The organism is Paraburkholderia sp. JHI869, from assembly GCF_038900775.1.
Lineage (GTDB): Bacteria > Pseudomonadota > Gammaproteobacteria > Burkholderiales > Burkholderiaceae > Paraburkholderia.
The window spans coordinates 86,832-113,501 of the sequence record NZ_JAYMSC010000028.1; the positions used below are offsets into that span (position 1 = coordinate 86,832).

24 protein-coding genes and 1 pseudogene are annotated in these 26,670 nt (G+C 63.5%); 15 read left to right on the forward strand and 10 right to left on the reverse strand.

Annotated features, from left to right (window positions below):
* Positions 1-38: 38 nt before the first annotated feature.
* From VSR72_RS33890 to VSR72_RS33905, 4 genes are all read right to left on the reverse strand, one after another.
* Positions 39-773, reverse strand: coding sequence for an acetoacetate decarboxylase (locus VSR72_RS33890; RefSeq protein ID WP_342956620.1), 735 nt, complete (start codon positions 771-773; stop codon positions 39-41).
* A 349-nt stretch (positions 774-1,122) separates the two neighbouring features.
* Positions 1,123-1,326 carry a glycine zipper 2TM domain-containing protein gene (locus tag VSR72_RS33895; protein ID WP_342956621.1) on the reverse strand — a complete coding sequence of 68 codons (204 nt, stop codon included), beginning with the start codon at positions 1,324-1,326 and terminating at the stop codon, positions 1,123-1,125.
* 62 nt (positions 1,327-1,388) lie between these two features.
* Positions 1,389-2,330: an AEC family transporter gene (locus tag VSR72_RS33900; RefSeq protein WP_342956622.1), complete on the reverse strand. Its 942-nt coding sequence runs from the start codon at positions 2,328-2,330 to the stop codon at positions 1,389-1,391.
* A gap of 69 nt (positions 2,331-2,399) precedes the next feature.
* On the reverse strand, positions 2,400-3,887 hold the full coding sequence (locus VSR72_RS33905; RefSeq protein WP_342956643.1) for a DHA2 family efflux MFS transporter permease subunit: 1,488 nt from the start codon (positions 3,885-3,887) through the stop codon (positions 2,400-2,402).
* A gap of 223 nt (positions 3,888-4,110) precedes the next feature.
* Here VSR72_RS33905 and VSR72_RS33910 point away from each other — a divergent pair, with 223 nt between their 5' ends.
* Positions 4,111-4,554: a MarR family transcriptional regulator gene (locus tag VSR72_RS33910; protein ID WP_342956623.1), complete on the forward strand. Its 444-nt coding sequence runs from the start codon at positions 4,111-4,113 to the stop codon at positions 4,552-4,554.
* Between the two features lie 6 nt (positions 4,555-4,560).
* On the opposite strand, the gene VSR72_RS33915 is transcribed toward VSR72_RS33910, so the two are convergent.
* Entirely contained in the window at positions 4,561-6,051 is a 1,491-nt protein-coding gene (locus tag VSR72_RS33915; protein ID WP_342956624.1) for an aldehyde dehydrogenase, read from the reverse strand.
* A gap of 81 nt (positions 6,052-6,132) precedes the next feature.
* The gene (locus tag VSR72_RS33920) at positions 6,133-6,684 is read right to left on the reverse strand and encodes a cupin domain-containing protein (RefSeq protein ID WP_254320159.1); all 552 of its coding nucleotides are present in this window, start codon (positions 6,682-6,684) and stop codon (positions 6,133-6,135) included.
* Positions 6,685-7,135: 451 nt separating this feature from the next.
* Between VSR72_RS33920 and VSR72_RS33925 the strand changes: the two genes are divergently transcribed.
* The 12 genes and pseudogenes from VSR72_RS33925 to VSR72_RS33980 all read left to right on the forward strand — a co-directional run bounded on the left by VSR72_RS33925 (position 7,136) and on the right by VSR72_RS33980 (position 21,189).
* Positions 7,136-7,360, forward strand: a complete 225-nt coding sequence (locus VSR72_RS33925; RefSeq protein WP_342956625.1) for a hypothetical protein — start codon at positions 7,136-7,138, stop codon at positions 7,358-7,360.
* 278 nt (positions 7,361-7,638) lie between these two features.
* Positions 7,639-8,448: a gamma-glutamyl-gamma-aminobutyrate hydrolase family protein gene (locus VSR72_RS33930; RefSeq protein WP_342956626.1), complete on the forward strand. Its 810-nt coding sequence runs from the start codon at positions 7,639-7,641 to the stop codon at positions 8,446-8,448.
* Between the two features lie 31 nt (positions 8,449-8,479).
* The gene (locus VSR72_RS33935; RefSeq protein WP_342956627.1) at positions 8,480-9,814 is read left to right on the forward strand and encodes a glutamine synthetase family protein; all 1,335 of its coding nucleotides are present in this window, start codon (positions 8,480-8,482) and stop codon (positions 9,812-9,814) included.
* A gap of 18 nt (positions 9,815-9,832) precedes the next feature.
* Positions 9,833-11,275, forward strand: coding sequence for an aspartate aminotransferase family protein (locus VSR72_RS33940; RefSeq protein ID WP_342956628.1), 1,443 nt, complete (start codon positions 9,833-9,835; stop codon positions 11,273-11,275).
* A 75-nt stretch (positions 11,276-11,350) separates the two neighbouring features.
* Complete coding sequence (locus tag VSR72_RS33945) at positions 11,351-12,472, forward strand: polyamine ABC transporter substrate-binding protein (RefSeq protein ID WP_342956629.1); 1,122 nt, start codon at positions 11,351-11,353, stop codon at positions 12,470-12,472.
* A gap of 323 nt (positions 12,473-12,795) precedes the next feature.
* Positions 12,796-13,875, forward strand: a pseudogene (gene potA, locus VSR72_RS33950) (polyamine ABC transporter ATP-binding protein); the annotation flags it as partial.
* Between the two features lie 13 nt (positions 13,876-13,888).
* Complete coding sequence (locus tag VSR72_RS33955; protein WP_342956630.1) at positions 13,889-14,860, forward strand: ABC transporter permease subunit; 972 nt, start codon at positions 13,889-13,891, stop codon at positions 14,858-14,860.
* The gene (locus VSR72_RS33960) at positions 14,857-15,768 is read left to right on the forward strand and encodes an ABC transporter permease subunit (protein ID WP_342956631.1); all 912 of its coding nucleotides are present in this window, start codon (positions 14,857-14,859) and stop codon (positions 15,766-15,768) included. Before VSR72_RS33955 ends, VSR72_RS33960 begins: the two co-directional genes overlap by 4 nt.
* A gap of 88 nt (positions 15,769-15,856) precedes the next feature.
* A complete protein-coding gene (locus VSR72_RS33965) occupies positions 15,857-17,440 on the forward strand; it encodes a DUF3138 family protein (protein ID WP_342956632.1) in 1,584 nt (527 codons plus the stop codon).
* A gap of 62 nt (positions 17,441-17,502) precedes the next feature.
* A complete protein-coding gene (locus VSR72_RS33970; RefSeq protein WP_342956633.1) occupies positions 17,503-18,795 on the forward strand; it encodes an FAD-binding oxidoreductase in 1,293 nt (430 codons plus the stop codon).
* Positions 18,795-20,099, forward strand: coding sequence for an FAD-dependent oxidoreductase (locus tag VSR72_RS33975; RefSeq protein ID WP_342956634.1), 1,305 nt, complete (start codon positions 18,795-18,797; stop codon positions 20,097-20,099). Before VSR72_RS33970 ends, VSR72_RS33975 begins: the two co-directional genes overlap by 1 nt.
* A 115-nt stretch (positions 20,100-20,214) precedes the next feature.
* Positions 20,215-21,189: an aldo/keto reductase gene (locus VSR72_RS33980; RefSeq protein WP_342956635.1), complete on the forward strand. Its 975-nt coding sequence runs from the start codon at positions 20,215-20,217 to the stop codon at positions 21,187-21,189.
* Here VSR72_RS33980 and VSR72_RS33985 read toward each other — a convergent pair.
* The gene (locus tag VSR72_RS33985; protein WP_342956636.1) at positions 21,137-22,678 is read right to left on the reverse strand and encodes a PLP-dependent aminotransferase family protein; all 1,542 of its coding nucleotides are present in this window, start codon (positions 22,676-22,678) and stop codon (positions 21,137-21,139) included. The genes VSR72_RS33980 and VSR72_RS33985 overlap by 53 nt on opposite strands.
* A gap of 102 nt (positions 22,679-22,780) precedes the next feature.
* Here VSR72_RS33985 and VSR72_RS33990 point away from each other — a divergent pair, with 102 nt between their 5' ends.
* Positions 22,781-23,245: a GNAT family N-acetyltransferase gene (locus VSR72_RS33990; RefSeq protein WP_342956637.1), complete on the forward strand. Its 465-nt coding sequence runs from the start codon at positions 22,781-22,783 to the stop codon at positions 23,243-23,245.
* 21 nt (positions 23,246-23,266) lie between these two features.
* On the opposite strand, the gene VSR72_RS33995 is transcribed toward VSR72_RS33990, so the two are convergent.
* From VSR72_RS33995 to VSR72_RS34005, 3 genes are all read right to left on the reverse strand, one after another.
* Positions 23,267-23,848 carry a DUF3501 family protein gene (locus VSR72_RS33995; RefSeq protein WP_342956638.1) on the reverse strand — a complete coding sequence of 194 codons (582 nt, stop codon included), beginning with the start codon at positions 23,846-23,848 and terminating at the stop codon, positions 23,267-23,269.
* 39 nt (positions 23,849-23,887) lie between these two features.
* A complete protein-coding gene (locus VSR72_RS34000) occupies positions 23,888-25,225 on the reverse strand; it encodes a heterodisulfide reductase-related iron-sulfur binding cluster (protein ID WP_342956639.1) in 1,338 nt (445 codons plus the stop codon).
* Positions 25,226-25,381: 156 nt separating this feature from the next.
* Positions 25,382-25,804 carry a rubrerythrin family protein gene (locus VSR72_RS34005; protein WP_069261580.1) on the reverse strand — a complete coding sequence of 141 codons (423 nt, stop codon included), beginning with the start codon at positions 25,802-25,804 and terminating at the stop codon, positions 25,382-25,384.
* Between the two features lie 307 nt (positions 25,805-26,111).
* Between VSR72_RS34005 and VSR72_RS34010 the strand changes: the two genes are divergently transcribed.
* Entirely contained in the window at positions 26,112-26,471 is a 360-nt protein-coding gene (locus VSR72_RS34010) for a DUF3564 domain-containing protein (protein ID WP_042268533.1), read from the forward strand.
* Positions 26,472-26,670: the final 199 nt, after the last annotated feature.

Genomic DNA, 26,670 nt, shown 5'->3' on the forward strand with positions numbered 1-26,670 from the left:
GGCCCGTCGTTTTTTTATGGCTGCACGGCGCGCGAAAGTCAGCGCGCCAGATAGTCGTGCACGACTTCGCCGAGACCCAGCGTGAGGTCGGCAATCACATGGCGCGCCTCGACGATCTCCAGCACCGGCAGGTCCGCGACGGGCGCGAGCGCGTGGGGCACGAGATGCAATGCGGCCGGGCCCGTCCATGCGCCCTTCATGCGAATGTCCTGCAAGTGATAGCGCACCAGCTCACATACGCGCGCCGAGCCGTCCACATGCGGCACGATCTTCAGCAGATAGTTCGGGCCCGCAAGACGCCTGGCCTGCTCCTCCATGTCCAGCTCGCGATGCTTGTAACCCATCGTGCCGATGGCGACGCGCACCGGGCCGTAATCGAGCGTGCCAACGAGCGTATCGGAGTGAGGCGCAAGCGTGGGCGTGGCGAGTTTCTTGGGGAATCCCCATAGCTCGCGGCCACCGGCAATGGGCGGATGGTCGTCGAGATACATCGAGTGCGTGTAGCTACCCGGCTGGCCTTCGTACATCACCGGAATCACCTGGCCGCTCTCCGTGTAGTCGCCGAATCCCGTCGAATCGGGCATGCGGATGAACTCGTAGCTCACGAGCGGTTCGACCACTTCGAGCGGCGCCGGCACGACCTTGCGCAAGCGCTCCATGTCGGTGCGGTAGGTGATGATGAGAAACTCGCGATCGACAAACTTGTACGGACCCGGCGGATACGCAGGGTTCGTATACGGCATTGCAAAAGCCCTGGATGGCATGTCTTGCATGACGGTCTCACGGTAGGTGCGAAGGGATGGCGGCAATCAGGCGCAATGACCCACGCTGACTGCCGGCAGCCCGTTGCACGGAGGAGTGCGGCGCGCCGACAGCAATGCTGGCCGGCGTAATGCCGGGCAAGTCGTCGGGACACAGAAAAGCGCCGGGTGTGAGGGTGTTGCGCCCGGTATCGCAGCGGGAACCCGCGGGCGAGTATAGGAACCGACTATCCGACAGTCTGTCGGGAATCGGTGACGATTTGAGGACGGTTAAGAACCGTGCAGCAAACCGGATCGGGGCGCGGCAAACGCTCTGCCGTGCCTCTGAAGCGCCCGTGGCGCCTTGCGCGCGAATTCCGGCTTACTTGCTCAGTTCGTACCCCACCACGCCGCCGGCCACGGCGCCGCCTACAGTGCCGACCGCGCTGCCGTTGGTCGCCCGGTTGCCGATATAGCCGCCCGCGGCCGCGCCGCCCAGCGTGCAGGCGCTCGTGCCCGCGACAGTGAGGATGACGGTCGTGGCGATTAACGCGCGCGCGGCGCGAATGCGTCGGAGCCAGTTCATCGTCGATTCTCCTGATCGATGTTGTGACCTTTCGATCAGCAAACAGCGTGCCGCGCCGGAATTCAACCGTGGTGCAGGTGCAGCAGAATCACCGTGAGCGTGACGAGCGAACCCATCGTCGAATGCAGGATGGTGCGCGAAGTCACGTGCGCCTCGCGCCGGTAGTACTCGGCGAGCATGAACGGGCCCGTGCCCGTGGGCAGCGCCGCGAGCAGCACCGCGATCTCCACGAGCTGGTCGGACAGCCCGAACACGCGGTCGGCCAGCCACCAGGTGATGAGCGGTTGCGCGACGAGCTTGGAGAGCGTGAGCCACCACGACGACTCGCGCGGCGCGTCGCCACTCGAGCGCCGCTCGGCGAGGAAGAGACCGAGGCTCACGAGCGCGCACGGGCTCGCCGCGCCGCCCAGCAGCTTGAGGAACGTTTCCGCGCTCGCGGGCAGCGTGACATGCGCCGCAGAAACGATCGCGCCCAATGCCGGCGCCACCAGCAGCGGATTGCGCAAGAGCGAGCGCACGACCTTGATGGCAAGCCGGTGCGGCCGCCGCTCGCTTTGCAGGCCCGTTTCGATCAGCACGATGGCGATGGCGAACAGCACGCACACCACGAGGATCGTCGCGATCGTCGTGGGCGTGAGGCTCGACGGCCCGAACGCGATCATGCAGAGCGGAAAGCCCACGTAGCCGGTATTCGGATACGCGGCGGCGAGCCCGTCGATGCTCGCATCCGCGAGCGGGCGGCCGAGGAACACGCGCACGCCCACCACGGCGACGAACACTGCGAGTCCGGCAAGCCCGAACGCCGCGACGAACGCCGGCTGATACAGCTCGTGCCACGTTGCGTGCGCAAGGATATCGAAGAGCAGCGCGGGCAGCGCGAGCCACACGACGAAGCGGTTCAGTTCGGAAGCCGCGGCGGGGCCGAGGACATTCGCGCGGCGGCACGCGAAGCCCGCGAAAATGAGACCGAAAACCGGCAGAAGAATGGAAACGGCAGAAAGCATCGGGATTCGTGAATGCAAAGCGCGCGGACGTGCCGCGCGCCAGGGTGAAACGGAAGACAAGCCGTTGCGCTAGTCCATCGCCGCGTGACTCGTGTCGACGGTGGCGGCGCTCGGGCCGGTGCGGATCAGAAAGAGCAGCGGAATCACGAGCAGCGTAGCCACGAACATCATCTTGAAGTCGTTGAGGTACGCGATCATCTGGGCCTGCTGCGTGATCGACTGGTTGAGCACGGCGAGATCGTACCGCGAACCGCTTTCGAGCATCTGCTGCACCGCCGGATTGAACGGCGTGATGTTCGCCGCGAGGTCCGAATGCGCGATCTGCGTGCCGCGCGTGACGAAGGTCTGCACGATCGAAATGCCGATACTGCTGCCGATATTGCGCATGAGGCTATAGGTGGCCGTGCCATCCGCGCGCAGTTGCGGCGTGAGCGTCGAGAACGTGAGCGCCGAAAGCGGCACGAACACGAAGCCCAGACCAAAGCCCTGCACCACGCCCGGCCACACGATATCCGAGGGCGAGAGCACGAGCGTGTACTGCATCATCTGCCATAGCGCGTACGCGGACACCACGAAGCCGAACAGCAGCATCACGCGTGCGTCCACACGCTTCAGAATACGCCCCGCTATCAACATGGCGACCATGGTGCCCGCGCCGCTCGGCGCGGTCACGAGACCCGTGGTGGCGACCGGATAGCCCATGAGGTTCTGCAGCATGGGCGGCAGCAGCGCACGCGTGGCGTAGAGCACTGCGCCGATCACGAAGATGAAGAGCGTGCCCGTCGCGAAGTTGCGGTCCTTGAGCAGTTGATAGCGAAAGAACGTGCCGGGCCCCGAGCTGGCCGTATGCACGATAAAGAACGCAAAGGCAATGACCGCCACCAGCGCTTCGATGCGGATCTCGAGCGAGCCGAACCAGTCGAGCTGCTCGCCGCGGTCGAGCAAGGCCTGCAGCGCGCCGATGGCGAGCGCGAGCGTGGCGAAGCCAAACACGTCGAAGCGCTGCGTGCGGCCCGGCGTGCGCGCGGGCATGAAAGTCGAGACGCCGAAGAACGCGAACAGGCCCACGGGCACGTTGATGAAGAACACCCAGCGCCAGTTATAGCTATCGGTCAGCCAGCCGCCCAGCGTTGGCCCCAGCACGGGTCCCACCATCACGCCCATGCCCCAGACCGCCATGGCCTGCCCCTGGCGCTCGCGCGGGTTGATGTCGAGAAGAATGGACTGCGAAAGCGGCACGAGCGACGCGCCGAACACGCCCTGCAACAGCCGCGAAGCGACGATCTCGCCGAGCGTTTCAGAAAGCCCGCATAGCGCGGACGCCACGGTGAAGCCCGCGATCGCCACGCCAAGCAGCCGCTTCACGCCGTAGCGGTCGGCGAGCCAGCCCGTGAGCGGCGTGGCAATGGCCGCCGCGACGATATATGAGGTGAGCACCCAGGTGATCTCGTCCTGGGACGCGGACAGCGTGCCCTGCATGTGCGGCAGCGCGACATTGGCAATCGTGCTGTCGAGCGTCTGCATCAGCGTGGCGAGCATGATCGACAGCGTGATCATGCCGCGATTGAGCGGGGCTTCCTTGACCGGCTCCGCTCGATGCTGCGCGGCGGTGCCGTCCTGCATGACTGCGGTCATCGTGCGGTTGTCTAGATTGGGGGGCGGAGCGCGGCGAGATAATAAGCATGCTTATTATACGACTCATGCCCGCTGGCGCAATCGGTATCGGCTAGGAAATGACGCCCGAGCAAAGGCGCGAGCCGCACGCCCGTATAATCGCGCGATGACTACCGACCTCGAAAAGCGCTTTGGCTTCCTGGTCGTCGACGTGGGCCGGCTTTACGGCAAACGTTACGACGAGCTTGCGAAGTCGTCGCTCGAACTCACGCGCGCGCAGTGCCGCATGATCGCGTACCTCGCGCACTACGGCGACATGAATCAGGCGCGCCTGGCCGAACTGCTGGAAGTGGCGCCCATTTCCGCGGGGCGGCTGCTCGAGCGCATGGAAGAAGGCGGTTGGGTCGTGCGCACGCCCAACCCGGAAGACCGCCGCGAATGGCTGGTGAGCCTCACGCCCAAGGCGGAAGGCGTGCTGACGGGCGCACGCCGCGTGGGCGACGAGGTGCAGGCGGAAGCCCTCGCGGGCTTCACGCCTGAAGAAGCTGAGCAATTCAGTGCGATGCTTCAGCGGGTGCGCGCCAATCTTGGCGCGCTGGTTGAGCGGTAACGGGCGTTAGCGCAGCCGCACGAGCGTGGACTTGAGTTCCGTGTACTTTTCGAGCGCGTGCAAAGACTTGTCGCGGCCGTTGCCGGATTCCTTGAAGCCGCCGAACGGGAAGTTCATGTCGCCGCCTTCGTCGTAGCAGTTCACCCATACCGTGCCCGCACGCAGCCTGCGCGCAATTTCATGCGCGTGCGTGAGATTCGCGGTCCAGACGGCCGCTGCGAGCCCGTAGTCGCTGTCGTTGGCAATGCGCACCGCTTCGTCGATCGTGCTGAACGTGATGACGGAAAGCACCGGCCCGAAGATTTCCTCGCGGGCGATCTTCGTATCGTGATGCGTATCGAACACCGTGGGCTCCACGTAGAAGCCGCCGCCCTCCGCATTCACGCGTTCGCCGCCTGTCAGCAGCTTCGAGTCCTTGCGGCCGGCCTCGATATAGCTCAGCACCCGATCTAGCTGAATCTTGTCGATGATCGCACCCATCGACACTTGCGGATCGAGAGGATTCCCAGGCTTATAGGCCTTCGCCGCTTCGACGAGTTTCGCGAGGAACACGTCCTTGATCTCGTGATGGACGAGCAGGCGCGAGCCGGCCGTGCACATTTCGCCCATGTTGTAGAAGATCGCGCCGGCCGCCGCGCTGGCTGCACGGTCGAGATCCGGGCAATCGTGTAGCACGATATTGGGCGACTTGCCGCCAAGCTCCAGCCACACGCGCTTGAGATTCGACTGGCCCGCGTACTGCATGATCTGCTTGCCCACGTTCGTCGAGCCTGTGAACGCAATGCAGTCCACGTCGCGATGCAGTCCCAGCAGCTTGCCAGGCTCGCCGCCGCCCGGCAGCACGTTGAACACACCCGCCGGAATACCGGCCTCGTGCGCGAGCTGCGCCACGCGAATGGCCGTGAGCGGCGACTTCTCCGAAGGCTTGAGCACGACGCTATTGCCCGCCGCGAGCGCCGGCCCGAACTTCCACGAGGCCATCAGGATCGGGAAATTCCACGGCACGACGGCCGCCACCACGCCAATGGGCTCGCGCGTGACGAGGCCCACGAGATGATGATCGGCGGGCACGACTTCGCCGCCCACCTTGTCGATGGCTTCAGCGAACCATTCCACGCAGTAGGCCGCGCCCGGCACGTCCACGGTCGTCGTGTCGCCAATGGGCTTGCCTGCATCGAGCGTTTCGAGCAGCGCAAGTTCGTCGAGGTGCTCGCGCATGAGCGCGGCCCAGCGCAACAGAACGGCCTTGCGCGCACGCGGATTCAGGCCCGCCCACACACCTTCGTCGAACGCACGGCGTGCGGCGCCGACCGCGGCGTCGACATCGGCTGCGCCGCAATCGGCCACGCTTGCGAGCACACGGCCGTCGATCGGGCTCACACAGTCGAAGGTACGGCCCGAATACGCGTCGCGATACGCGCCGTCGATGAATGCACGGCCTTCGATCGATAGCGACGCGGCCTTGTCCTGCCAGTAAGCCAGAGTTTTCTTTTCCATCAGGATGCCTCAATGATTTGCGATCCACCTTGCACGCCGCAACGCGGCGCCAGGTGAAACGGATTTCGCGCGATCAGGGAGTCAGAAGGTGGGCGGCGAGTTGGCCGACACCACTTCGCAGACTTCGTTCGCGCTGGGATTACGAAACCGGTGCGGGAAGCGGCTTTCGAAGTAGTAGCTGTCTCCGGGGTCGAGCAGCCAGGTCGTGCCATCCACGGTCAGCTCGAGTTGTCCGGCGACCACCACGCCGCCTTCGTGCCCCGCATGCACCAGCATTTCAGGGCCCGTGTCGGCCAGCGGCTGATAGACCTCGCGCATGATGCCCATGTTGCGGTCCTTCATGTTCGCGCCGGCCAGATAGAACTCGATCGATTCGTTGCCGAGGTTCGGCATTTCGCCGCGCCGCGACACGACTTCTGTCCCTTCGGTCAGGTCAAATGTGAAGAATTCGGCGAGGCTCATCGGAATGCATTCGAGCAGCTTCTTGAGCGAGCCCACAGAGGGACTGACGCGACTTTGCTCGATGAGCGAAATCGCGCCATTGGTCACGCCTGCGCGCTTGGCGAGCTCGCGCTGCGACAAGCCATAGCGTTTGCGAACGTAGCGCAGGCGCGTGGCGACTTCGGATGACACAGAGGCAGCAGACTCGGACACGATGGAGAACCGTTGACAGGATGACTGCGTGTAGAGGAGGGCGCGATGGATGTGTTGAATATTCTAATCAGTTTGCTTTATTTTGCGTCGGTACAAACCCCTGTAAGTTATTCGAAATATAACGACAGTTGCCGATATTTCGCACAGCGTGCTATTTCACAAAGCCCTCGGGGAAAGTGCTGACATCAAAAACTTGAAAAAATAATTGACGCCCTTTTTGGCTCGTATATGCTGAACTACAGGTCGAACACTGCATCGTTTCTGCCGCGTTGCAACGCAAAAACGGCGTTTTATGCGAGAAACATAGCGAGTCGGCTGAGTTTGGAAAGCAATACATCGATGTCGTTCAATGTTTAATGCTTCACTCAAATTGGCGACCTCGAATGCTTGAACCAGACGTCTTTTTCAACGCAACCAGTCGAGTGTTATTGTGAGAGTCCGTGGCCCTCTGGTGAGGTGGGATCGTAGTCATGCGAGGTGTCTTCGCAGTGACTGCGCCGCCATCGCCGACGGCAGTAGCGGCAGGCTTGCCTCTCGCCTGTTCCTGTCCGTCTTCACGATCCTTTCCCGCCGCTCTGTGCGGCGTCACAACTCGGTCTCCGCACGCGCCTTCATTGCCGTCCACACGGACGAAGTCGCGTCGCTCCTGCCCTAGCGCCTCTCATTCCTGCGCTGTTCGTTTTCTTCGCCGTCGTTTGTCCGCGAGGTGTCTTGTCGCGCCGCTACGATGTGGTTGCGCACGCCTGAACACCGTCGCGCCTCACAACGGCAAGAAACGTACCGCCTACATGATCTCCACGCGCAGCGCCATCCGTTAGCGTCGCTGCGCGGAGTACACAGGGTTTGTAGTTTTGCGTCCCGCAAGGCTGCAAGGTCATGTCACGCCCGTCGCATCGATACGTCCTGCACGGGCAAGCAAGCGAATCATTAGTCATGCGAATCAGACCATTAGTTGGCGTTACGGCCGACCGCACGATGATGGGACCGCACGCGTCACACGTTGCTGGCGAGAAGTACATCGCCGCGGCAGTGGATGGAGCAGGTGCACTCGCATTCGTGCTGCCCGCCCTGGGCGAGCGGCAGGCTGCGGCCGATATTCTCGAAGCCGTGGATGGACTGCTCTTCACGGGGAGCTATTCGAACGTCGAACCGCATCGTTATGGCGGCCCGGCGAGCGAGAGCGGCACGCTGCACGACCCCGCTCGCGACGCCACCACGCTGCCGCTCATGCGCGCCGCGATCGAAGCTGGCGTGCCGGTGCTCGCCATCTGCCGCGGCTTTCAGGAGATGAACGTGGTGTTCGGCGGCACACTGCATCAGCAGGTGCATAACGTTGCGCGCTACGACGACCATCGCGAGAACAAGGACGATCCGCTCGACACGCAATACGGTCCAGCGCACGCGTTGAAGTTCGTGGAAGGCGGTGTGCTGCAACAGATTGCGGGCGGCGCACGCGAAGCACGCGTGAATTCGTTGCACGGCCAAGGCATCGAGCGGCTGGGCGCGGGCCTCGTGGCGGAGGCATTCGCGCCCGACGGCCTCATCGAAGCCGTGAGCGTGGCGAACGCACACAGCTTTGCGCTTGGCGTGCAGTGGCACCCCGAGTGGAAATACGCCAATGACGCGCTGTCCACCGCCATCTTCCGCGCGTTCGGCGAAGCCTGCCGCAATCATATGCTGGCCCGAATACCGGGCGGGGCCGGACACGACGTGGCGCACGCGCCGCGCGCCGCCCACGCCTGATGCCGGCCCATACAAAACAGAGAGAAAGATCATGCATGAAATCGACGAATTCCTGAAGAAGCATCACATCACCGAAATCGAAGCGATCATCCCCGACATGGCGGGTATCGCGCGCGGCAAGATCATTCCGCGCAGCAAGTTCGAATCGGGTGAGTCCATGCGCTTGCCGCAAGCGGTGATGATCCAGACCGTGACGGGCGACTACCCCGAAGACGGCAGCCTCACCGGCGTGACCGACCCCGACATGGTGTGCGTGCCCGACCCTTCGACCATCCGCATCATTCCGTGGGCCGTCGATCCCACGGCGCAGGTGATCCACGACTGCGTGCACTTCGACGGCACGCCCGTTGAAATCTCGCCGCGACGTGTGCTGCGCCGCGTGCTCGATCTTTATGCCGCGAAGGGCTGGAAGCCGGTTATCGCGCCGGAACTCGAGTTCTATCTCGTCGACATGAACAAGGACCCGGACATTCCGCTCACGCCGCCGATCGGCCGTACGGGCCGTCCCGAAACGGGACGCCAGGCGTACTCGATCGAAGCGGTGAACGAGTTCGATCCGCTCTTCGAAGACATCTACGAGTACTGCGATATTCAGGACCTCGAAGTCGACACGCTCATTCACGAAGTGGGCGCGGCGCAGATGGAAATCAACTTCCTGCACGGCGATCCGCTCAACCTCGCGGACCGCGTGTTTCTCTTCAAGCGCACGGTGCGCGAAGCGGCGCTGCGCCACCATATGTACGCGACCTTCATGGCGAAGCCCATGGAGAACGAGCCGGGCTCTGCCATGCACATTCACCAGAGCCTCGTTTCGGTGGAGAGCGGCCAGAACCTCTTCACGGGTGCGGACGGCAAGCCCACGGACATGTTCTACGCGTATATCGCGGGGCAGCAGAAGTACACGCCCGCGCTCATGCCGATCTTCGCGCCATACATCAACTCGTACCGCCGCCTTTCGCGCTTCATGGCAGCTCCGATCAACGTCGCATGGGGCTATGACAACCGCACAGTGGGTTTCCGCGTGCCGTACTCGTCGCCGGCCGCGCGCCGTGTCGAGAACCGCATTCCGGGCGTGGATACGAATCCGTACCTCGCAATCGCCGCGACGCTCGCCGCCGGTTATCTCGGCATGACGCAGCACCTCAAGCCCACGGAACCGCTCGTGAGCGACGGCTATTCGCTGCCCTACCAGTTGCCGCGCAACCTGGAAGAAGGCCTCACGTTGATGAGCACGAGTGAGCCGCTCATGGGCATCCTCGGCGAGAAGTTCGTGCGCGCCTACCTCGCGCTGAAAGAAACCGAATACGAAGCGTATTTCCGCGTGATCAGTTCGTGGGAACGCAAGCACCTGCTGCTGCACGTGTAAACGAAAGGAGACACAGCAATGAGTTATCGAATCGACGCCCCCGCCAGCGCGCTGCAGGAAGTGCCGACGACGCTGCGCGCTCAATCCGCGCGCACGACGCGCTCGACGAGCGAATACCGCGCGCTCGACGCCGCGCATCACATTCACCCGTTCTCGGACATGGGCTCGCTCAACAAGGCGGGCAGCCGTGTGATCGTGAAGGCGAAAGGCGTGTACCTGTGGGACTCCGAAGGCAACCAGATCATCGACGGCATGGCCGGGCTCTGGTGCGTGAACGTGGGCTATGGCCGCAAGGAACTGGCCGACGCCGCCTACGAGCAAATGCTGGAACTGCCGTTCTACAACACGTTCTTCAAGACCACGCACCCGCCGGTCATCGAATTGTCTGCGTTGCTCGCGCAGCTTTCGCCCGAGCCGTTCAACCACTTCTTCTATTGCAACAGCGGCTCCGAGGGCAACGACACGGTGCTGCGCATCGTGCATCAGTACTGGCTCACGCAAGGCAAGCCCTCGAAGAAGGTCGTCATCTCCCGCAAGAACGCGTATCACGGGTCGACGATCGCGGGCGGCACACTGGGCGGCATGGGCTACATGCATGAACAGATGCCCTCGAAGGTCGAGAACATCGTGCACATCGACCAGCCGTACTTCTACGGCGAAGCGCAAGGCAACATGTCGCCGGAGGAGTTCGGCCTCGCTCGCGCGCAGCAGCTCGAAGCGAAGATCCTCGAAGTGGGCGCGGAAAACGTGGCCGCCTTTATCGGCGAGCCGTTCCAGGGCGCGGGCGGCGTGATCTTCCCGCCCTCGACCTACTGGCCGGAAATTCAGCGCATTTGCCGCAAGTACGACATCCTGCTCTGCGCCGACGAAGTGATCGGCGGCTTTGGCCGCACCGGCGAATGGTTCGCGCATCAGCACTTCGGCTTCGAGCCCGATCTCATCACGATGGCCAAGGGCCTCACGAGCGGCTATGTGCCGATGGGCGCGGTGGGTATTCACGACCGCGTGGCGAAGGCGCTCATCGAGAACGGCGAGTTCAATCACGGCCTCACGTATTCGGGACATCCGGTCGCCGCCGCGGTGGCCGTCGCGAACCTCAAGCTGCTGCGCGACGAAGGCATCGTCACGCGCGTGAAGAACGACACCGGTCCGTACTTCCAGCAGCGCTTGCGCGAGACCTTCGCCAATCATCCGATCATCGGTGACATCTCGGGCGCGGGTCTCGTGGCCGGTCTGCAGCTCGCCGAAGATCCGAAGGCCCGCAAGCGCTTCGCGAATGGCGGCGACGTGGGCACGCTCTGCCGCGACTTCTGCTTCAACGGCAACCTCATCATGCGCGCCACCGGCGACCGCATGCTGCTCTCGCCGCCGCTCGTCGTCACGCGCAGCGAGATCGATGAAATCGTGTCGAAGGCGAAGAAGGCCATCGACGCAACTGCGCAACAACTGGGTCTTTCTTAACGCGACTTGTCCACGGCGGGCGGCGCAACGGGGTGCTGGGCCTCCCGCCGATCTTCATCTTCAGGGGAAAGCAACATGAGTGTTAGTCATCTTCGTCATGCGGTCGCGCTTGCGGCCCTCGCAGCGTGTGCAGGCCTCACGGCCATGTCGAGCCAGCCAGCGCACGCGGCCGACGGCGATTTGAACGTCTATAACTGGTCCGACTACATTGCGAAGGACACGATCCCGAACTTCGAAAAAGAAGCGGGCGTCAAGGTCAAATACGACAACTACGATAGCGACGACACGCTGCAAGCCAAGCTGCTCGCCGGCAGCTCGGGTTATGACATCGTTGTGCCGACATCGAACTACATGGCCAAGCAGATTCAGGCCGGCGTGTACCAGAAGCTCGACAAGTCGAAGATCCCCAACCTCGCGAACCTCGATCCCGTGCTCATGCACATGATCGCCGACGCCGATCCGGGCAATCAGTACGGCGTGCCCTGGGCGTTCGGCACCGACGGCATCGGCTACAACAAGCAGGCCGTTGAAAAAGCGCTCGGAGCGAACGCGCCCGTAGATAGCTGGGCGCTCGTGTTCGATCCGCAGAATCTCTCGAAACTCAAGGGCTGCGGCGTGTCGTTCCTCGACCAGGCCGTGGACGTGTTCGCGGCGACGCTGCAATACATGCACAAGGACCCCAACAGTACGAATCCCGCCGACTACCAGGCCGCGTTTGAAGTGCTGAAGAAAGTCCGCCCGTACATCACCCAGTTCAATTCGTCGGGCTACATCAACGACCTCGTGAACAACGATATCTGCGTTGCCGTGGCATGGTCGGGCGACGTCGGCATCGCGCATCGCCGCGCTGAGGAAGCCAAGCGCTCGTATGACGTCAAGTTCTCGAACGTGAAGGAAGGCGGCCTGCTGTGGTTCGACGTGATGGTCATCCCGAAGGATGCACCGCACCCCGAAAACGCGATGAAGTGGATCAACTACATCTCGGACCCGAAGGTCAACGCGGAAATCACCAACGAAGTGTTCTACCCGACGGCGAACAAGGCCGCACGCCAGTTCGTCACCCCGGCGGTCGCGCAGGACGCGACGGTGTACCCGTCGGAAGACGTGCTCAAGAAGATGACGCTGATGAAGCCGATGCCGGCTGACATCCTGCGCCTCGAAAACCGCCTGTGGGCCCAGTTGAAGACGGGCCACTGACACCCTGATTACCCCCTGAAGGAAACAAGAAGGAGACAACGCGGAAGAGGGATCGCTCGACCCCTCTCCGCCTGAAGTGCGCAATTCCGAAGTCCGGCCGCGCAGCGCCGCCCCCCTTTTTTGACGACGCGCGCGAGCCTTTCCCGAGCTCCGTTCGCAGTACTAATCGCGAGTCGCCCCGTGCGCCCCGTGCGGGCCGACTCGCGCCTGAAAAACGTGTACTGCGATCAGAAAGGAACCAAGGTCAGATCATGAATTCGACGTCTAAAGTCACCGCCCCAGAAACTCTGCGCGCCAACGCGAACCCGGCAAAGAACGACGCGTTCGTGCGTATCGAGAACGTCGTCAAGAAGTTCGGCGAAAGCACCGCCGTGGACAACGTGAGCCTGAACATCGCCAAGAACGAGCTGTTTGCGCTGCTCGGCAGTTCGGGCTGCGGCAAGTCCACCCTGCTGCGCATGCTCGCGGGCCTCGAAACCGCCACGTCGGGCCGCATCTTCGTCGACGGCGAAGACCTCGCGTCGCTGCCCCCGTACCGCCGCCCCGTCAACATGATGTTCCAGTCGTATGCGCTTTTCCCGCATATGAGCGTGGAGACGAACGTTGCGTTCGGCCTCAAGCAGGAAGGCGTGCCGAAGAACGAAATTCGCGAACGCGTGGCCGATGCGCTCAACCTCGTGCAGATGGGCCGCTACGCGAAGCGCAAACCGCATCAGCTTTCCGGCGGTCAGCAGCAGCGCGTGGCGCTTGCGCGCTCGCTCGTGAAGCGCCCCAAGCTCCTGCTGCTCGACGAACCGATGTCGGCGCTCGACAAGAAGATCCGCCAGAAGACCCAGCTCGAACTCGTGAACATCATCGAGAAAGTCGATGTCACCTGTGTGATGGTCACGCACGATCAGGAAGAGGCGATGACCATGGCCAACCGCCTCGCCGTGATGAGCGAAGGCCGGATCGTGCAGATCGGCTCGCCGGGCGAAGTCTACGAATTCCCCAATAGCCGCTTCTCGGCCGAGTTCATCGGTTCGACCAACCTGTTCGAAGGCAAGGTCGTCGAGGACGAGCCCGATCACATCTTCGTGGAAAGCGAAGACCTCGAAACGCGCATGTACGTGAGCCACGGCGTGACCGGGCCGCTCGGCATGCCCGTGGGCATTTCGGTGCGCCCCGAGCGCGTGCGCGTGACGCGCGAGAAGCCGGGCACGCCGCACAACTGGGCGCGCGGCGTGGTTACGGACGTTGCCTACATGGGCAGTTATTCGCTCTATCACGTGCGCCTGCCGGGCGGCAAGGTCGTCGTCTCGAACCTCTCCAGCTCGCACCTCATGAACGAGGGCGCGCCCGCCTGGAACGACGATGTGTATGTGTCCTGGTCGCCGGCCAGCGGCGTCGTGCTCACGCAATAAGGAGGCCTGAATCATGAGTACCATTACTCCCGCCACGCCCGCATCGGGCCGCGCAGCCGCAGACGCGCGCCAGGGTGCACTCGCGCGCTTCTTCTCTCGCTTCGTGCCCTCGGGCCGCACCGCCGTGATCGGCGTGCCGTTCATCTGGCTCACGCTGTTCTTCGCGCTGCCGTTCGTGCTCGTGCTGAAGATCAGCTTCGCCGATCAGGTCATGGGCATTCCGCCCTACTCGAACCTGGTCGAGATGAAGGACGGCATGGTGCACTTCGCGCTGCAGCTCGGGCACTACGCGTTCCTGCTGCAGGACAGCCTCTACATCGCCACCTATATCAGCTCGCTGAAGATGGCGGCCGTCTCCACGATCTTTTGCCTGCTGATCGGCTACCCCATCGCCTACTACATTGCGCGCTCGAACCCGGCCACGCGCAACCTGCTCATGATGGGCGTGATGCTGCCGTTCTGGACGTCGTTCCTGATCCGCGTCTACGCGTGGATCGGCATTCTCAAGGACGACGGCCTGCTCAATCACGCGCTCATGGCCATCGGCCTGATCCATTCGCCGCTGCGGCTCTATCACAGCGACGCGGGCGTCTATATCGGCATGGTCTATTCGTACCTGCCCTTCATGGTGATGCCGCTCTACGCGCACCTCGTGAAGATGGACCTCACGCTGCTCGAAGCCGCGTACGACCTGGGCGCCAAGCCCTGGGTGGCGTTCACGCAGATCACCCTGCCGCTTTCGAAGAACGGAATCATCGCGGGCAGCCTGCTCGTGTTCATTCCGGCGGTTGGCGAGTACGTGATTCCCGAACTGCTCGGCGGCGCCGACACGCTCATGATCGGCCGCGTCATGTGGGACGAGTTCTTCAACAACATGGACTGGCCGATGGCCTCCGCCGTCACCGTGGCAATGGTGCTGCTGCTGCTCGTGCCGATGGCGATCTTTCAGTACTACCAGGTCAAGGAACTGGAGGAAGGCAAATGATCAAGCCCAACCGTACGCTCTCCACCGGCGTCCTCACACTCGGGTTTTTGTTCCTCTATATCCCGATCATCAGCCTCATCGTCTACTCGTTCAACGAGTCGAAACTCGTCACGGTGTGGTCCGGCTTTTCGCTCAAGTGGTACTCGGCGCTGCTTCAAGACGAAGAGTTGCTGAGCGCCGCATGGCTCTCGTTCAAGATCGGCCTCATGACCGCCTTCGCCTCGATCGTGATCGGAACGTGGGCGGGCTTCGTGCTCGCGCGCTTCGGACGCTTTCGCGGCTTCACGCTCTACGCCGGCATGATCAACGCGCCGCTCGTGATTCCCGAGGTCATTCAGGGCATCTCGCTGCTGCTGCTCTTCGTCGCGCTCGAGCAGATGCTTGGCTGGCCCAAGGGCCGCGGCATCGTGACGATCTGGATTGGCCACGTGATGCTGTGCGTGTCCTACGTCGCGATCATCGTGCAGTCGCGCGTAAAGGAGATGAACAAGTCGCTCGAAGAGGCCGCACTCGATCTCGGCGCCACGCCGCTCAAGGTGTTTTTCGTCATCACGCTGCCGCTCATCTCGCAGGCGCTGCTTTCTGGCTGGCTCCTCTCGTTCACGCTCTCGATCGACGACCTCGTGCTCTCCGCGTTCCTTTCGGGACCGGGCTCGACCACGCTGCCGCTCGTCGTGTTCTCGCGCGTGCGCCTAGGTCTGAACCCGGAGATGAACGCGCTCGCCACGCTCTTCATCAGCGCGGTGACGATCGGCGTGATCGTCGTGAACCAGATGATGAGCGCGCGCGAAAAGAAGCGCATGCGCGACATGCAACTCGCCTTCGTCCAGCCCGACGCCTCCGAGGCCATCACGCCAGCCGCGCCCGCTGGTGCTGTGGGTGCGCCGATTGGTCGCCGCGCGGCTTGATGAGGATTGCCATGTAACAAGGGGCGGCGTGTGCCGCTCCTCGCAGCACTCGAACTGATTGCAATAACGACCAACAAGGAGAATTTCGATGAAGAAGAAGTTAATCTGTCTGCTGGTGGCCGGGGCGCTGCCAGGGCTCGCACTAGCGGACTCGACCAGCGAACAGATCAAGGCCCTGCAGGCACAGTTGAACGCCCTGCAAAAAGAGGTGAAGTCGCTCAAGACCGAACTGGCGCAATCGAAGACACCGGCGAAGACCACAGCCGCGGCGCCGGTCGTACCGGCCACCGCGGCCGCTCCGGTCGTGGACATCAGCTCGCCCGACTACGGCCGCGCGCAGGCGAACCTGACCAACGATCAGGTTGATGCGATGAAGCAGCAGATCGCGAACCAGCAGCTCAAGGTCGATTCGCTCAGCGACGCCGCCAACACCGGTCCGCTTGCGGGCCTTTCGATCACCGGCTACATCGACCCGACGTACATCTACAACCGCGCACCGGGCACCTCGTCGTTCCTGTTCGCGAATCACACCGGTTCGTATAACTACTTCAACAGCACGTTCGGCGATGTCTATCTGGACATCAAGAAGACCTTCGGCGTGGGCCCGATGGCGCCTTCGGCCGAAATCACACTCATGCCCAACCGCGGCAACGGCATCACGCTGCTGCAGAACGAGCATGGCGAGATCGGCAACAACATCCTGAACACGGCCGTCATTACCGTGCCGGTGACGTCCACGGGCACGTTCGTCGCCGGTCTCATGCCGAGCTTCGGCGGCTACGAGGTGCAGCAGTCCAACCAGATGCTCACGCTCACGCATAACCTGCTCTACGACTTCTCGGATCCGGGCAGCTATGTGGGCATTGGCTGGAACTACACGCCGGACGGCAGCAAGTGGGCGTTCAAGTTCATGGTCGGCAACGAGCAGTACCGCACCAATGGCGCGGTCGTGCAGACGGGTCAGAATGCGCTGGGCGACCCGATCACCACGAGCAACAGGATCCCGACGTTCACGGCGCGTGCGGACTACACGTGGTCGAGCGCACTCGACATCGGCGGCTCGTTCAACATCGGCCGCCAGACGCTGCCGAGCGCGTTCGATTCGACCACCGGCCAGGCCGTGTACGGCGTGGGCGGCCAGGCGTCGAGCTCGGGCGGCTACTTCTTCTTCGGCGAAGTCGATGCGACCTACACGCTCGCGGACATCCAGTACAACGCTGAAGTCGACTACGGCCAGCAGCAGCGCGCCGCGTTCAACGGCGGCAACGCGCAGTGGTACGGCTTCTCGCTGCTCGCGCACCGCAAGTTCAACGCGCCGGTGGTGGGCCGCATGGGCGTGACGGCACGCTACGACCTGCTCGCGAACAGCAAGAACGGTGGCGGCGGCGGCGGCATCGCGCTCAACTCGAACGGCATGGACACGTCAAACGGCTTTGGCATCGGCGCGGACTGCCTGGCCAATTCGCAGGCGGGCGGCGGCTTCGGCTTCGAGTGCAAGGGCGCAACGCGCCAGGATGTGGCGCTCGACCTGCTGTTCTTCCCGACGCAGCAGATCACCGTGAAGGTCGAATATCGTCACGACTGGGCCACGCAACGCGTGTTCCTGCACAACGACGGCTCGTATGGCAAGAGCAACGACCTGCTCGGCGCGCAGTTCATCTACTCGTTCTGATGATGTGACGGCGGGCGGCCGCTTCGTGTTGTCGCCCGCTGCTTCTTTAGTACGCTTTCCCTATGCTCAAATTCGCCAATCAGCCTCATGCCCCGTCCTGGTACGCGGCCACCGCCAACGACGCCACCGCGCACCCAACGCTGGAAGGAGCGCTCGATGCCGATGTCTGCGTGGTCGGCGCGGGCCTCACGGGCGTTTCCGCCGCGCTCAATCTCGCCGAACGCGGCCACCGCGTCGCGCTCGTGGAAGCGTCGCGCGTAGGGTGGGCCGCGAGCGGGCGCAACGGCGGGCAGCTGATTGGCGGCTTTGCCTGCGATATCGACACGTTTGCGCAATTCATGCCCGAAGCTGAAGTCCGGCAGATCTGGGACATGGGTCTCGAAACGCTCGACATCGTGAAGCGGCGCGTGAAGCAGCACAACATCGATTGCGCGCTCACAGAAGGCTATTTCACCGCCGCGAACAAAGCGCGCGATACGAATGCGCTCAAGCGCTGGCGCGACGAGGCGGCGCAGCGCTTCGGCTACGACCGCTTCCAGTACGTAGACGCCGAAGGCGTGGGGCGCTACGTGCAATCGTCGCGGTATCCGGGTGGCCTCTACGATCCCGATAGTGGCCATCTGCATCCACTCAACTACACGCTCGGTCTTGCACGCGCGGCGGTCGAAGCGGGTGTACACGTGTACGAGAACAGCCCCGTCACGCGCCTGCGCGAAGAACGCGGCGCACATGTGGTCGAAACCGGGCGCGGCAACGTGCGTGCGAAATTCGTTGTGCTCGCATGCAATACGTATCTGGGCGATCTCGCACCGGCCCTCGCGCGCAAGATCATGCCGGTAGGCACCTATGTGATCGCCACCGAAAAGCTGGGTGCCGAACGCATGAACGCGCTGATGCCCGCTCAGGCCGCCGTATGCGACAGCCGTTTCGTGCTCGACTACTTCCGTCCTTCTCCGGACACGCGCCTGCTTTGGGGCGGCAAGGTGAGCTATTCCACCTTCGCACCGCCGAACCTGGGCGAAGCCATGCGCCGCGACATGCTGAAAACGTTCCCGCAACTCGCCGATGTGAAGGTGGATTACGCGTGGGGCGGCTACGTGGACATCACGATGAACCGCGCGCCGCACTTTGGCCGCCTCTCGCCGACGGTGTATTTCGCGCAGGGATTCTCGGGCCACGGCGTGAACACCACGGGACTCGCGGGCACGCTGATCGCCGAAGCGATTCACGGCCAGGCCGCGCGCTTCGACCTGTTCGGCAAGATCCATCACCGCGATTTCCCAGGCGGCGCTACACTGCGAACCCCTGCCCTCGTGCTCGCGATGGCGTGGTATCGAATGAAGGACCTGCTTTGATGACACTCGACCTCGACGCCCAGGCGGACGCCCTCGCCCGCCACTCGTACTACGAAGCCACCGCCACGCGCCCCGCCGACGACGACCCCGTGCTAGAAGGCTCGCTCGACGTCGACGTCTGCGTGATAGGCGCGGGCTTCGCCGGGCTTTCGGTCGCGCTGGAATGCCGTGCACGCGGCCTTTCGGTCGCGGTGCTCGACGCGCACCGCCCCGGCTGGGGCGCCTCGGGCCGCAACGGCGGGCAAACGCTCGTGGGCTTCGCGAAAGACGAAGTGCTCGAAAAGCAGCTTGGCGCGCAGGGTATCCGCGCGGCGTGGGCGCTTTCCATCGAGGGCGTTAAGCTCGTGCGCGAGCGCATTGCGCGCTATGGCATCGATTGCGACTTCACGCCGGGTTATCTGACCGTTGCAACGAAGACGAAGCGCGTGCCCGATCTGCGCGCATGGATGGACGCGGCGCGCACCCGCTGGGGCTACGACCGCCTCGAATGGCTCGATACCGACGCCACGCGCGCACGTGTGGCATCGCAACGCTATATCGCAGGCGTCTACGATCCGGTCTCGGGGCATCTTCATCCGCTGAAGTACTGTCTTGGCCTCGCTGCCGCCGCCCGCCGCGAAGGCGCGCAACTCTTCGCACATACGCGCGCGCTCGAAGTCGTGCGCGGCGCACGGCCCGTGGTAAAGACCGAGCGCGGGGAAGTACGCTGCCGCTTCGTGGTGTCGTGCTGCAACGCCGCGCCGGGCGGCGTCCTGCCGGGCGCCGTGGCCGCACGCATCGCGCCCATCGCGTCATACATCATCGCGACCGAACCGCTGGGGCGCGAGCTTGCCGACTCGTTGATCGCACAACGTTCCGCCGTGTGCGACAACAATTTCTTTCTCGACTATTTCCGCGTTTCGGCAGACGACCGCATGCTGTTCGGCGGCCGAGCCGATTCCACCGGTGCCGCACCCGAGCGCCTTACAACCGCCATGCAAACGCGCATGAGCGATACGTTCCCGCAACTCGCGGCCGCGCGTGTGGAGTACGCGTGGGGCGGCTTTGTCGACGTGACGCGCAACCGCGCGCCCGACTTCGGCGCGATCGACCCGAATTATTACTACGTGCAAGGCTTTTCTGGGCACGGTGTCGCGCTCACGGGCATTGCCGGGCGGCTCGTTGCGCAGGCCATCGTGGGCGAGCGCGCGTCCTTCGATCTGTTCGCACAGTTGCGGCACGCGCGCTTCCCCGGCGGCCCCGCGTGGCGGCGACCCGCGCTCGAGGTCGGCATGCTTTATCACCGCGTGATGGAGATGTTCTGACGCGGGACGCCCTGCACGTTCTTCCTGCCTGTTATACCCTTGCGAAAGTCCGCCGCCCTCGCGCGGCGCGCGCACTTCCTCTGCTTGATTCGCCTTTTCGCCAGGAGCAACAGCAATGGATTACGTCAGGTTCGGCTCGACAGGGCTGCAGGTTTCGCGTCTTTGCCTCGGTTGCATGACCTACGGCGTGCCCGAGCGCGGCACGCACCCGTGGACGCTCGGTGAGGACGCCAGCCGACCGCTCATCCGCCAGGCGCTCGACGCCGGCATCAACTTCTTCGACACCGCGAACACCTATTCGGACGGCACCTCGGAAGAGATCGTCGGGCGCGCGCTGCTCGACTTCGTGAAACGCGACGACATCGTGCTCGCCACGAAGGTCTACAACCGCATGCGGCCCGGTCCGAACGGTCAGGGCCTTTCGCGCAAGGCGATCCTCACGGAAATCGACCATAGCCTCAAGCGCCTCGGCACCGATTACGTCGATCTCTATCAGATCCATCGCTGGGACTACAACACGCCCATCGAAGAAACGCTCGAAGCGCTGCACGATGTCGTGAAGGCGGGCAAGGCACGTTATATCGGCGCTTCGTCCGTGCACGCGTGGCAGTTCAGCAAGGCGCTCTACACCTCGCGCCTGCACGGCTGGACCGAGTTCGTGAGCATGCAGGACCACGTGAACCTGCTGTATCGCGAGGAAGAGCGCGAAATGCTGCCGCTATGTGCAGATCAGGGCATCGCCGTGATGCCGTGGAGCCCGCTCGCGCGCGGCCGGCTCACGCGCGACTGGAACGAAACAAGCGAGCGCGAAGCAACCGACAAGTTCGGCAAGACGCTCTACGGCGCCGACGCGGATAAAGCCATTATCGATGCGGTCGCAACCATCGCGCGTTCGCACAATGTCTCGCGTGCGCAGGTCGCGCTGGCCTGGCTGCTGCACAAGCCCAGCATCACTTCGCCGATTATCGGCGCCTCGAAGCCGCAGCATCTCGAAGACGCGGTCGCGGCGCTCTCGCTCAAGCTCTCCGACGAAGAGATCAAGACGCTTGAAGCGCCTTATCTGCCGCATGTGATTGCGGGCCATCAGTAAGCGATGAAACGGCTGGCAGACGTTCGCGCACGATGCGCGCGAGCGTCTGCATGAGCGTGTCGGCGACGTGCGGCGGCGTCTCCGCATAGCCGAGCAGGAAGCCGTTGTAGGGTGTGGCGTCGGGTGCGTCGACGCCATGGACACAGTACGCGCTCAAGGGCGAAAGATGCAGCCCATGTGCGCGCGCGGCTTCGCTCACATCGGCGTCGGAGAGCGGCGCGTCGAGGCGTACGCTCAAATGCATGCCGCCCGCGTCCGCCGACACCGTCATCATGCCGGCCAGGTGTTTGTCGATGGCCGCGACAAGGCCGTCGCGGCGCTCTTCGTAGAGCTTGCGCATGCGCCGCAAGTGGCGCGCGTAGCGCCCGCTTTCGATGAATTCCGCCAGCGCCAGTTGTTCCGCCACGCGCCCCTGGCGCACGAGCGTGTGATGCGCCTGCGCGAACTGCGCCGCCACACGCTGCGGCACGATCATGAAGCCGATGCGCAGCGCCGGGAAAAGCGTCTTGCTGAAGGTGCCGAGATAGATCACGGGTGTGTCGTCGGCGAGGCCCTGGATCGACGGCAACGGCGGTCCATCGTGGCGCAACTCGCTGTCGTAGTCGTCTTCGACGATCCACGCGCCGCACGCACGCGCCTGCTCGATCAGCGCGAGCCGCCGCTCGAGGCTCAGCACGCAGCCAAGCGGATACTGGTGCGACGGCGTGAGATAAACGAGTCGCGGTGGCCGCTCGCGCCAGTCCTCGGGGCGCGCCGCCATGCCCGCCGCATCCACGCTCATCGGCACGAGTTGCAGCCCCGCGGCCGCAAAAGCCACGCGCGCGCCGAGATAGCCCGGATTTTCGATCCACGCGCGTTCGCCATGGTCTGCGAACAAACGCGCGCACAAGTCGAGGCTCGACTGCGTGCCGTCCGTGACGAACACCTGCTCCGGCTGGCAACGCACGCCGCGCGAAACGCGCACGTATTGGGCGATCGCCTGACGCAGCGCGGGCATGCCAGCGCTGTCGCCGTAGCCGAGATCGTGCGCGCGCAACTCGCGCAACGCGCGCTCAACCGCCGTGCGCCATTGCGCGTAGGGAAACGCGTCGAGCGCGGGCACGCCCGGGCGCAGCGCCTTGGGACCGGCGCGGCCCGTGCGGCGCGGCGGGAGTTCGCGCACGCGGCGCGCGAGCGCAGGCACGCTTGCCACTTGCGGCGAGGATTGCGCAGGCGTTGCAGCGCCGCTCGCGCTGACCGCGTTGACGACCGAACCGTGGCGCGTAGCGCTGACAAAGCCCTCTTCCACGAGCCGCTCATACGCATAGAGCACCGAATTGCGCGCGATGCCGAGTTGCTCCGCGAGCGCGCGGCTCGACGCGAGGCGCGTGCCGCGGCCAATGTCGCCGTCGAGAATCGCGCGGCGCAGGCTCTCGTAAAGCAGGTCCTGCTGCGTGAGCTTGCGCACGGCGCGCTTCGCATAGGCCGTCATCATCAACGCGTAGTCCAAACCCGTGGCTCCATTGATCTCGGTTTCGGTGGGACTAACAATGGTGCCACAAGTCGCTTACGCTTGGGGGTTTGGGATAGCCTGCCAACAAGGAGACAACGCATGACCGACACGACGCTTCAAGTCCGCGCCGTCACACCCGACGATTTCGATGCGTGGCTGCCGCTATGGGACGGCTATAACCGCTTCTATGGCCGCTTCGACGCAACCGCGCTGCCGGAACACATCACGCGCACGACCTGGTCGCGCTTCTTCGACGGCTACGAGCCGATGCACGCATTCATCGCCGTACGCGGCGAACGCGTGCTCGGCCTCGTGCATTTCATCTATCACCGCAACACGATTCTGGAAGGGCCGATCTGCTACTTGCAGGATCTCTTCACCGTGGAAGACGCGCGCGGCCAGGGCGTGGGCCGCGCGCTGATCGAGGCCGTGTATGCGCACGCGAAGGCGTCGAATTCGTCGCGCGTGTACTGGCACACGCATGAGACGAATCACACGGCCATGCGGCTTTACGACGATGTGGCCGTGAAGCCTGGTTTCGTCATGTACCGCAAGGACGTTTGATCGGGCAAATAAAGCGGCGCCTCAGGCAAGGTCCTTGAGCAGCGAGGCGCGCACCTCGCCATCGATGGTCTGCGTCGGCACGCGGTAATTCGGATGATCGCACCCTATCGTGAGCGCCGCACCTTCGCGCAGCCGCGTTTTCATCTGCGGCGTGAGTTCGAAGCGCACGAAGTGCACCGCCGAGGTCTTCTCGGCGTTTTCGCGCTCGAGGTCTTCATCGGCAATCGCGTAGACGGGTGACTCGCCATCCACCTGTACGAACACCTTGTCCTCTATGCCGATGAGCCGCGCGAGCGCCGCGCGCCGCTCGACTTCGCTTTCGTATTCGAGCTGCAGGGTCGCCTTCAGGTTGCCGCCGTCGGGCACGAGCGGCAGATAGGCCGCGAGTTCGCCCTGAATGCCGTCTTCGTCGAAGATCTTTTCGATGTGCAGCATCTCCTGGATCTGATAGCGGATCGTGGTCTCGTCCTCGAACAGGAACGTGAGGTGATTGCCGAGCGACACCGCGCGCTGCTTCTTGTGCTCGATGATGCGTTTGCGCATGTCGCCCCGCACCCTGGCGTAGGCTTCCAGCGTCAACAGCGAATTTCTCGCGATCGTCATGAGTCGTGCCTCGTGAATGTTGCGTGGTGGCGTCGGGGGCTAAATGCCGTAGGCGCGGCGCAGCAAGGTAATGGGGTGAGCGAGCGGCGGCTCGCCTAGCTGGTTCTCCTCGATGCCCTGCGCAATGTGATGGCCCGCAAGCTGGCAATCGGACGAGATGAAATTCGGCTCCGCCTGGCCCATCTGCTTGAACACAGGCGTGCCGATCTTCATCGACATGGCGTGGAATTCCTTCTTCACGCCAAACGTGCCCGCGTGGCCCGAACAGCGCTCGACCACGGTCACTTTCGTTTCGGGCACGAGCGAGAGCAGGTCGAAGGTCTTGCGGCCAATGTTCTGCACGCGCGCATGGCACGGCACGTGATACGACACGTTGCCAAGCGGCGCGCGGAAATCGGTCTTGAGGAGGCCGTCGCGGTGCCGCGCCACGAGATACTCGAACGGGTCCCAGAACGCGTCGCTCACGGCTTTCGTGCTGGCGTCGTCGGGGAACATCAGCGGCAGTTCGTGCTTGTACATGAGCACGCAGCTCGGCACCGCGCCGATCAGCGCGTAGCCTTCGCGCGCGTAACGCGCGAGCATGGGCATGTTCTGCGACTGCTTGTGCGCCACGCCCTCCAGATTGCCCTGCTCCAGCAGCGGCATGCCGCAGCACCATTCGCTCTTCACCAGCTCGTAGGGAATCTCGTTGTGGTCGAGCACCGCGAGCAGATCGTGGCCAATGCCCGGTTCATTGAAATTCACATAGCAGGTGGCGTAAATGGCGACCTTGCCCGGCGTGCGCTCGCCGTCGCGCACCTCGCTCGACGCCGCGCGTTTTGCAACGTTACGAAACTTGTGCGTGGCGAAGTCGGGCAGCCACGCCTTGCGATCGACGCCCAGCATGTCTTCCATCGCGCCGCGCATCGCTTTCGTGTGATTGATGGCGTTGACCGTTTGCGTGACGACGGGAATGCCTGCGATCTGGCCGAGCGCATCGGTGTTCGAAAGCACGCGGTCACGCAGCTTCACTTCGCCCTTGCGATAGTGAATGGCCTTGGCGCGCAGCATGAGATGCGGAAAATCCACGTTCCACGGGTGCGGCGGCACGTAGGGGCACTTCGTCATGTAGCAGAGATCGCACAGGTAGCACTGGTCGACGACCTTGTCGAAATGCGCCTTGTCGACGTCGTGCGCCTCGCCGGTATCGGTTTCATCGACGAGATCGAAGAGCGTGGGAAACGCGCCGCACAGCGAGACGCAGCGCCGGCAGCCCGCACAGATATCGAACACGCGCGCGAGTTCCGTATCGAGCTGGGCCTGGTCGTAAAAAGCGTCGGAGCGCCAGTCGAGCGGATGGCGAGTGGGCGCTTCGAGACTGCCTTCCTTGTGGGGCATGACGTCTCCTTCTTTTATTTATCAGCCAAATACGCGGCCTGAGCGAGCGCGCGCGCCGGTTTGGTTCGCGCGGCGCCGGTGCTTGCCCGGCACGCGAATCAAAACAGCGCGCGCGTCATGGATGCGTGCCGCAAGGCACGCGGCGATCAATGCGCCTCAATCCGCCAGCACGTCCAGCGCCTTCGTATAGCGGTTGGCGTGGCTGCGCTCCGCCTTGGCTAGCGTCTCGAACCAGTTGGCGATTTCGTCGAAGCCTTCGTCGCGCGCGACCTTGGCCATGCCGGGGTACATGTCGGTGTATTCGTGCGTTTCGCCCGCAATGGCCGCTTGCAGATTCAGTCGCGACGTGCCGAACGGCAGCCCGGTTGCCGGGTCGCCTACTGCTTCCAGATATTCGAGGTGGCCGTGCGCATGGCCGGTTTCGCCTTCAGCGGTCGAGCGAAACAGCGCCGCGACATCGTTTTGTCCTTCTACGTCGGCCTTGGCTGCGAAATACAGATAACGGCGGTTGGCCTGTGATTCGCCGGCAAATGCATCCTTGAGGTTCTGTTCCGTCTTCGAGCCCTTTAGCTGTGCCATCTGTGCCTCCATCGTTCGACCTGATATGTGGGGACGCGACGCAATTCGCCTTCGTGCAGTGCAGCATGGGCGGGCGACTTCGCCGCACTATCAATCTAGGTTGTGGCCTTTGCGTTCCCAATTGTGAATTTCAATCCCGGCGATAGCGTAGGCGGGTTTACGCGGCCATCAATGGGCATAAGCGGGGTCAATCCAGGCACGCATCATGCGCGCGACGATCTGTCCTGCACTCTTCGCTTTGCGCGCGCGCGGAGTCGTCCTAGACTTTGAAATTGCCGACGCGCCCGATCAATTTAGCGGAGATGCCATGCGACTTACGATCCTGATCAACGGTTCCGATCCGACCGTCAATCACGACTATGCAGTGCTCTGGCTCGACACCGACCAGCAACGCTGGTCCCGCGAGTCTCACGAAGGGATCGACCTGCCAGAATGGGGTGAATTACGCGACGTGAATGGTGTCACGTCGCTGTGCGCACCGCTCGAGAACGAGCCGCTGTGCACGTTACGCGGCCTGCATGTGAACCGCCGCCAGGAAATCAGTTCCGCACATGGCGACGCGACATGGTCGTGCGAAACCTCGCACTCGCCCATGGAAGGCCAGTGGCGCCTCCAGGCCGTGGATCGCCAGATGGTCCGCGCCGAGCATTCGCTTTTTGCAGGCTAAGTTGTTGTTGATGAGCTAACCGATTGAATGCAGGCGGCATCATTTGCCGCCTCGCTCCTCGCGCAGCAACGCAACGCTGCCGCGCTCACACGCATCTGCTTCTGTCTTACCTCTCGCTTGCGCCCGCCCACCCGGCGGGCGCGCGTTTTTTTGCGCTGCGCTTGTCCCCCGCCTCCACGCGCCCGCTATACTTGCAGCC

Bases quoted from the DNA above. Each gene is read 5' to 3' on its own strand.
- VSR72_RS33890 (WP_342956620.1), bottom strand. From the start codon at position 773: ATGCAAGACATGCCATCCAGGGCTTTTGCAATGCCGTATACGAACCCT.
- VSR72_RS33895 (WP_342956621.1), bottom strand. From the start codon at position 1,326: ATGAACTGGCTCCGACGCATTCGCGCCGCGCGCGCGTTAATCGCCACG.
- VSR72_RS33900 (WP_342956622.1), bottom strand. From the start codon at position 2,330: ATGCTTTCTGCCGTTTCCATTCTTCTGCCGGTTTTCGGTCTCATTTTC.
- VSR72_RS33905 (WP_342956643.1), bottom strand. From the start codon at position 3,887: ATGATCACGCTGTCGATCATGCTCGCCACGCTGATGCAGACGCTCGAC.
- VSR72_RS33910 (WP_342956623.1), top strand. From the start codon at position 4,111: ATGACTACCGACCTCGAAAAGCGCTTTGGCTTCCTGGTCGTCGACGTG.
- VSR72_RS33915 (WP_342956624.1), bottom strand. From the start codon at position 6,051: ATGGAAAAGAAAACTCTGGCTTACTGGCAGGACAAGGCCGCGTCGCTA.
- VSR72_RS33930 (WP_342956626.1), top strand. From the start codon at position 7,639: ATGCGAATCAGACCATTAGTTGGCGTTACGGCCGACCGCACGATGATG.
- VSR72_RS33935 (WP_342956627.1), top strand. From the start codon at position 8,480: ATGCATGAAATCGACGAATTCCTGAAGAAGCATCACATCACCGAAATC.
- VSR72_RS33940 (WP_342956628.1), top strand. From the start codon at position 9,833: ATGAGTTATCGAATCGACGCCCCCGCCAGCGCGCTGCAGGAAGTGCCG.
- VSR72_RS33945 (WP_342956629.1), top strand. From the start codon at position 11,351: ATGAGTGTTAGTCATCTTCGTCATGCGGTCGCGCTTGCGGCCCTCGCA.
- VSR72_RS33955 (WP_342956630.1), top strand. From the start codon at position 13,889: ATGAGTACCATTACTCCCGCCACGCCCGCATCGGGCCGCGCAGCCGCA.
- VSR72_RS33960 (WP_342956631.1), top strand. From the start codon at position 14,857: ATGATCAAGCCCAACCGTACGCTCTCCACCGGCGTCCTCACACTCGGG.
- VSR72_RS33965 (WP_342956632.1), top strand. From the start codon at position 15,857: ATGAAGAAGAAGTTAATCTGTCTGCTGGTGGCCGGGGCGCTGCCAGGG.
- VSR72_RS33970 (WP_342956633.1), top strand. From the start codon at position 17,503: ATGCTCAAATTCGCCAATCAGCCTCATGCCCCGTCCTGGTACGCGGCC.
- VSR72_RS33975 (WP_342956634.1), top strand. From the start codon at position 18,795: ATGACACTCGACCTCGACGCCCAGGCGGACGCCCTCGCCCGCCACTCG.
- VSR72_RS33980 (WP_342956635.1), top strand. From the start codon at position 20,215: ATGGATTACGTCAGGTTCGGCTCGACAGGGCTGCAGGTTTCGCGTCTT.
- VSR72_RS33990 (WP_342956637.1), top strand. From the start codon at position 22,781: ATGACCGACACGACGCTTCAAGTCCGCGCCGTCACACCCGACGATTTC.
- VSR72_RS33995 (WP_342956638.1), bottom strand. From the start codon at position 23,848: ATGACGATCGCGAGAAATTCGCTGTTGACGCTGGAAGCCTACGCCAGG.
- VSR72_RS34000 (WP_342956639.1), bottom strand. From the start codon at position 25,225: ATGCCCCACAAGGAAGGCAGTCTCGAAGCGCCCACTCGCCATCCGCTC.
- VSR72_RS34005 (WP_069261580.1), bottom strand. From the start codon at position 25,804: ATGGCACAGCTAAAGGGCTCGAAGACGGAACAGAACCTCAAGGATGCA.
- VSR72_RS34010 (WP_042268533.1), top strand. From the start codon at position 26,112: ATGCGACTTACGATCCTGATCAACGGTTCCGATCCGACCGTCAATCAC.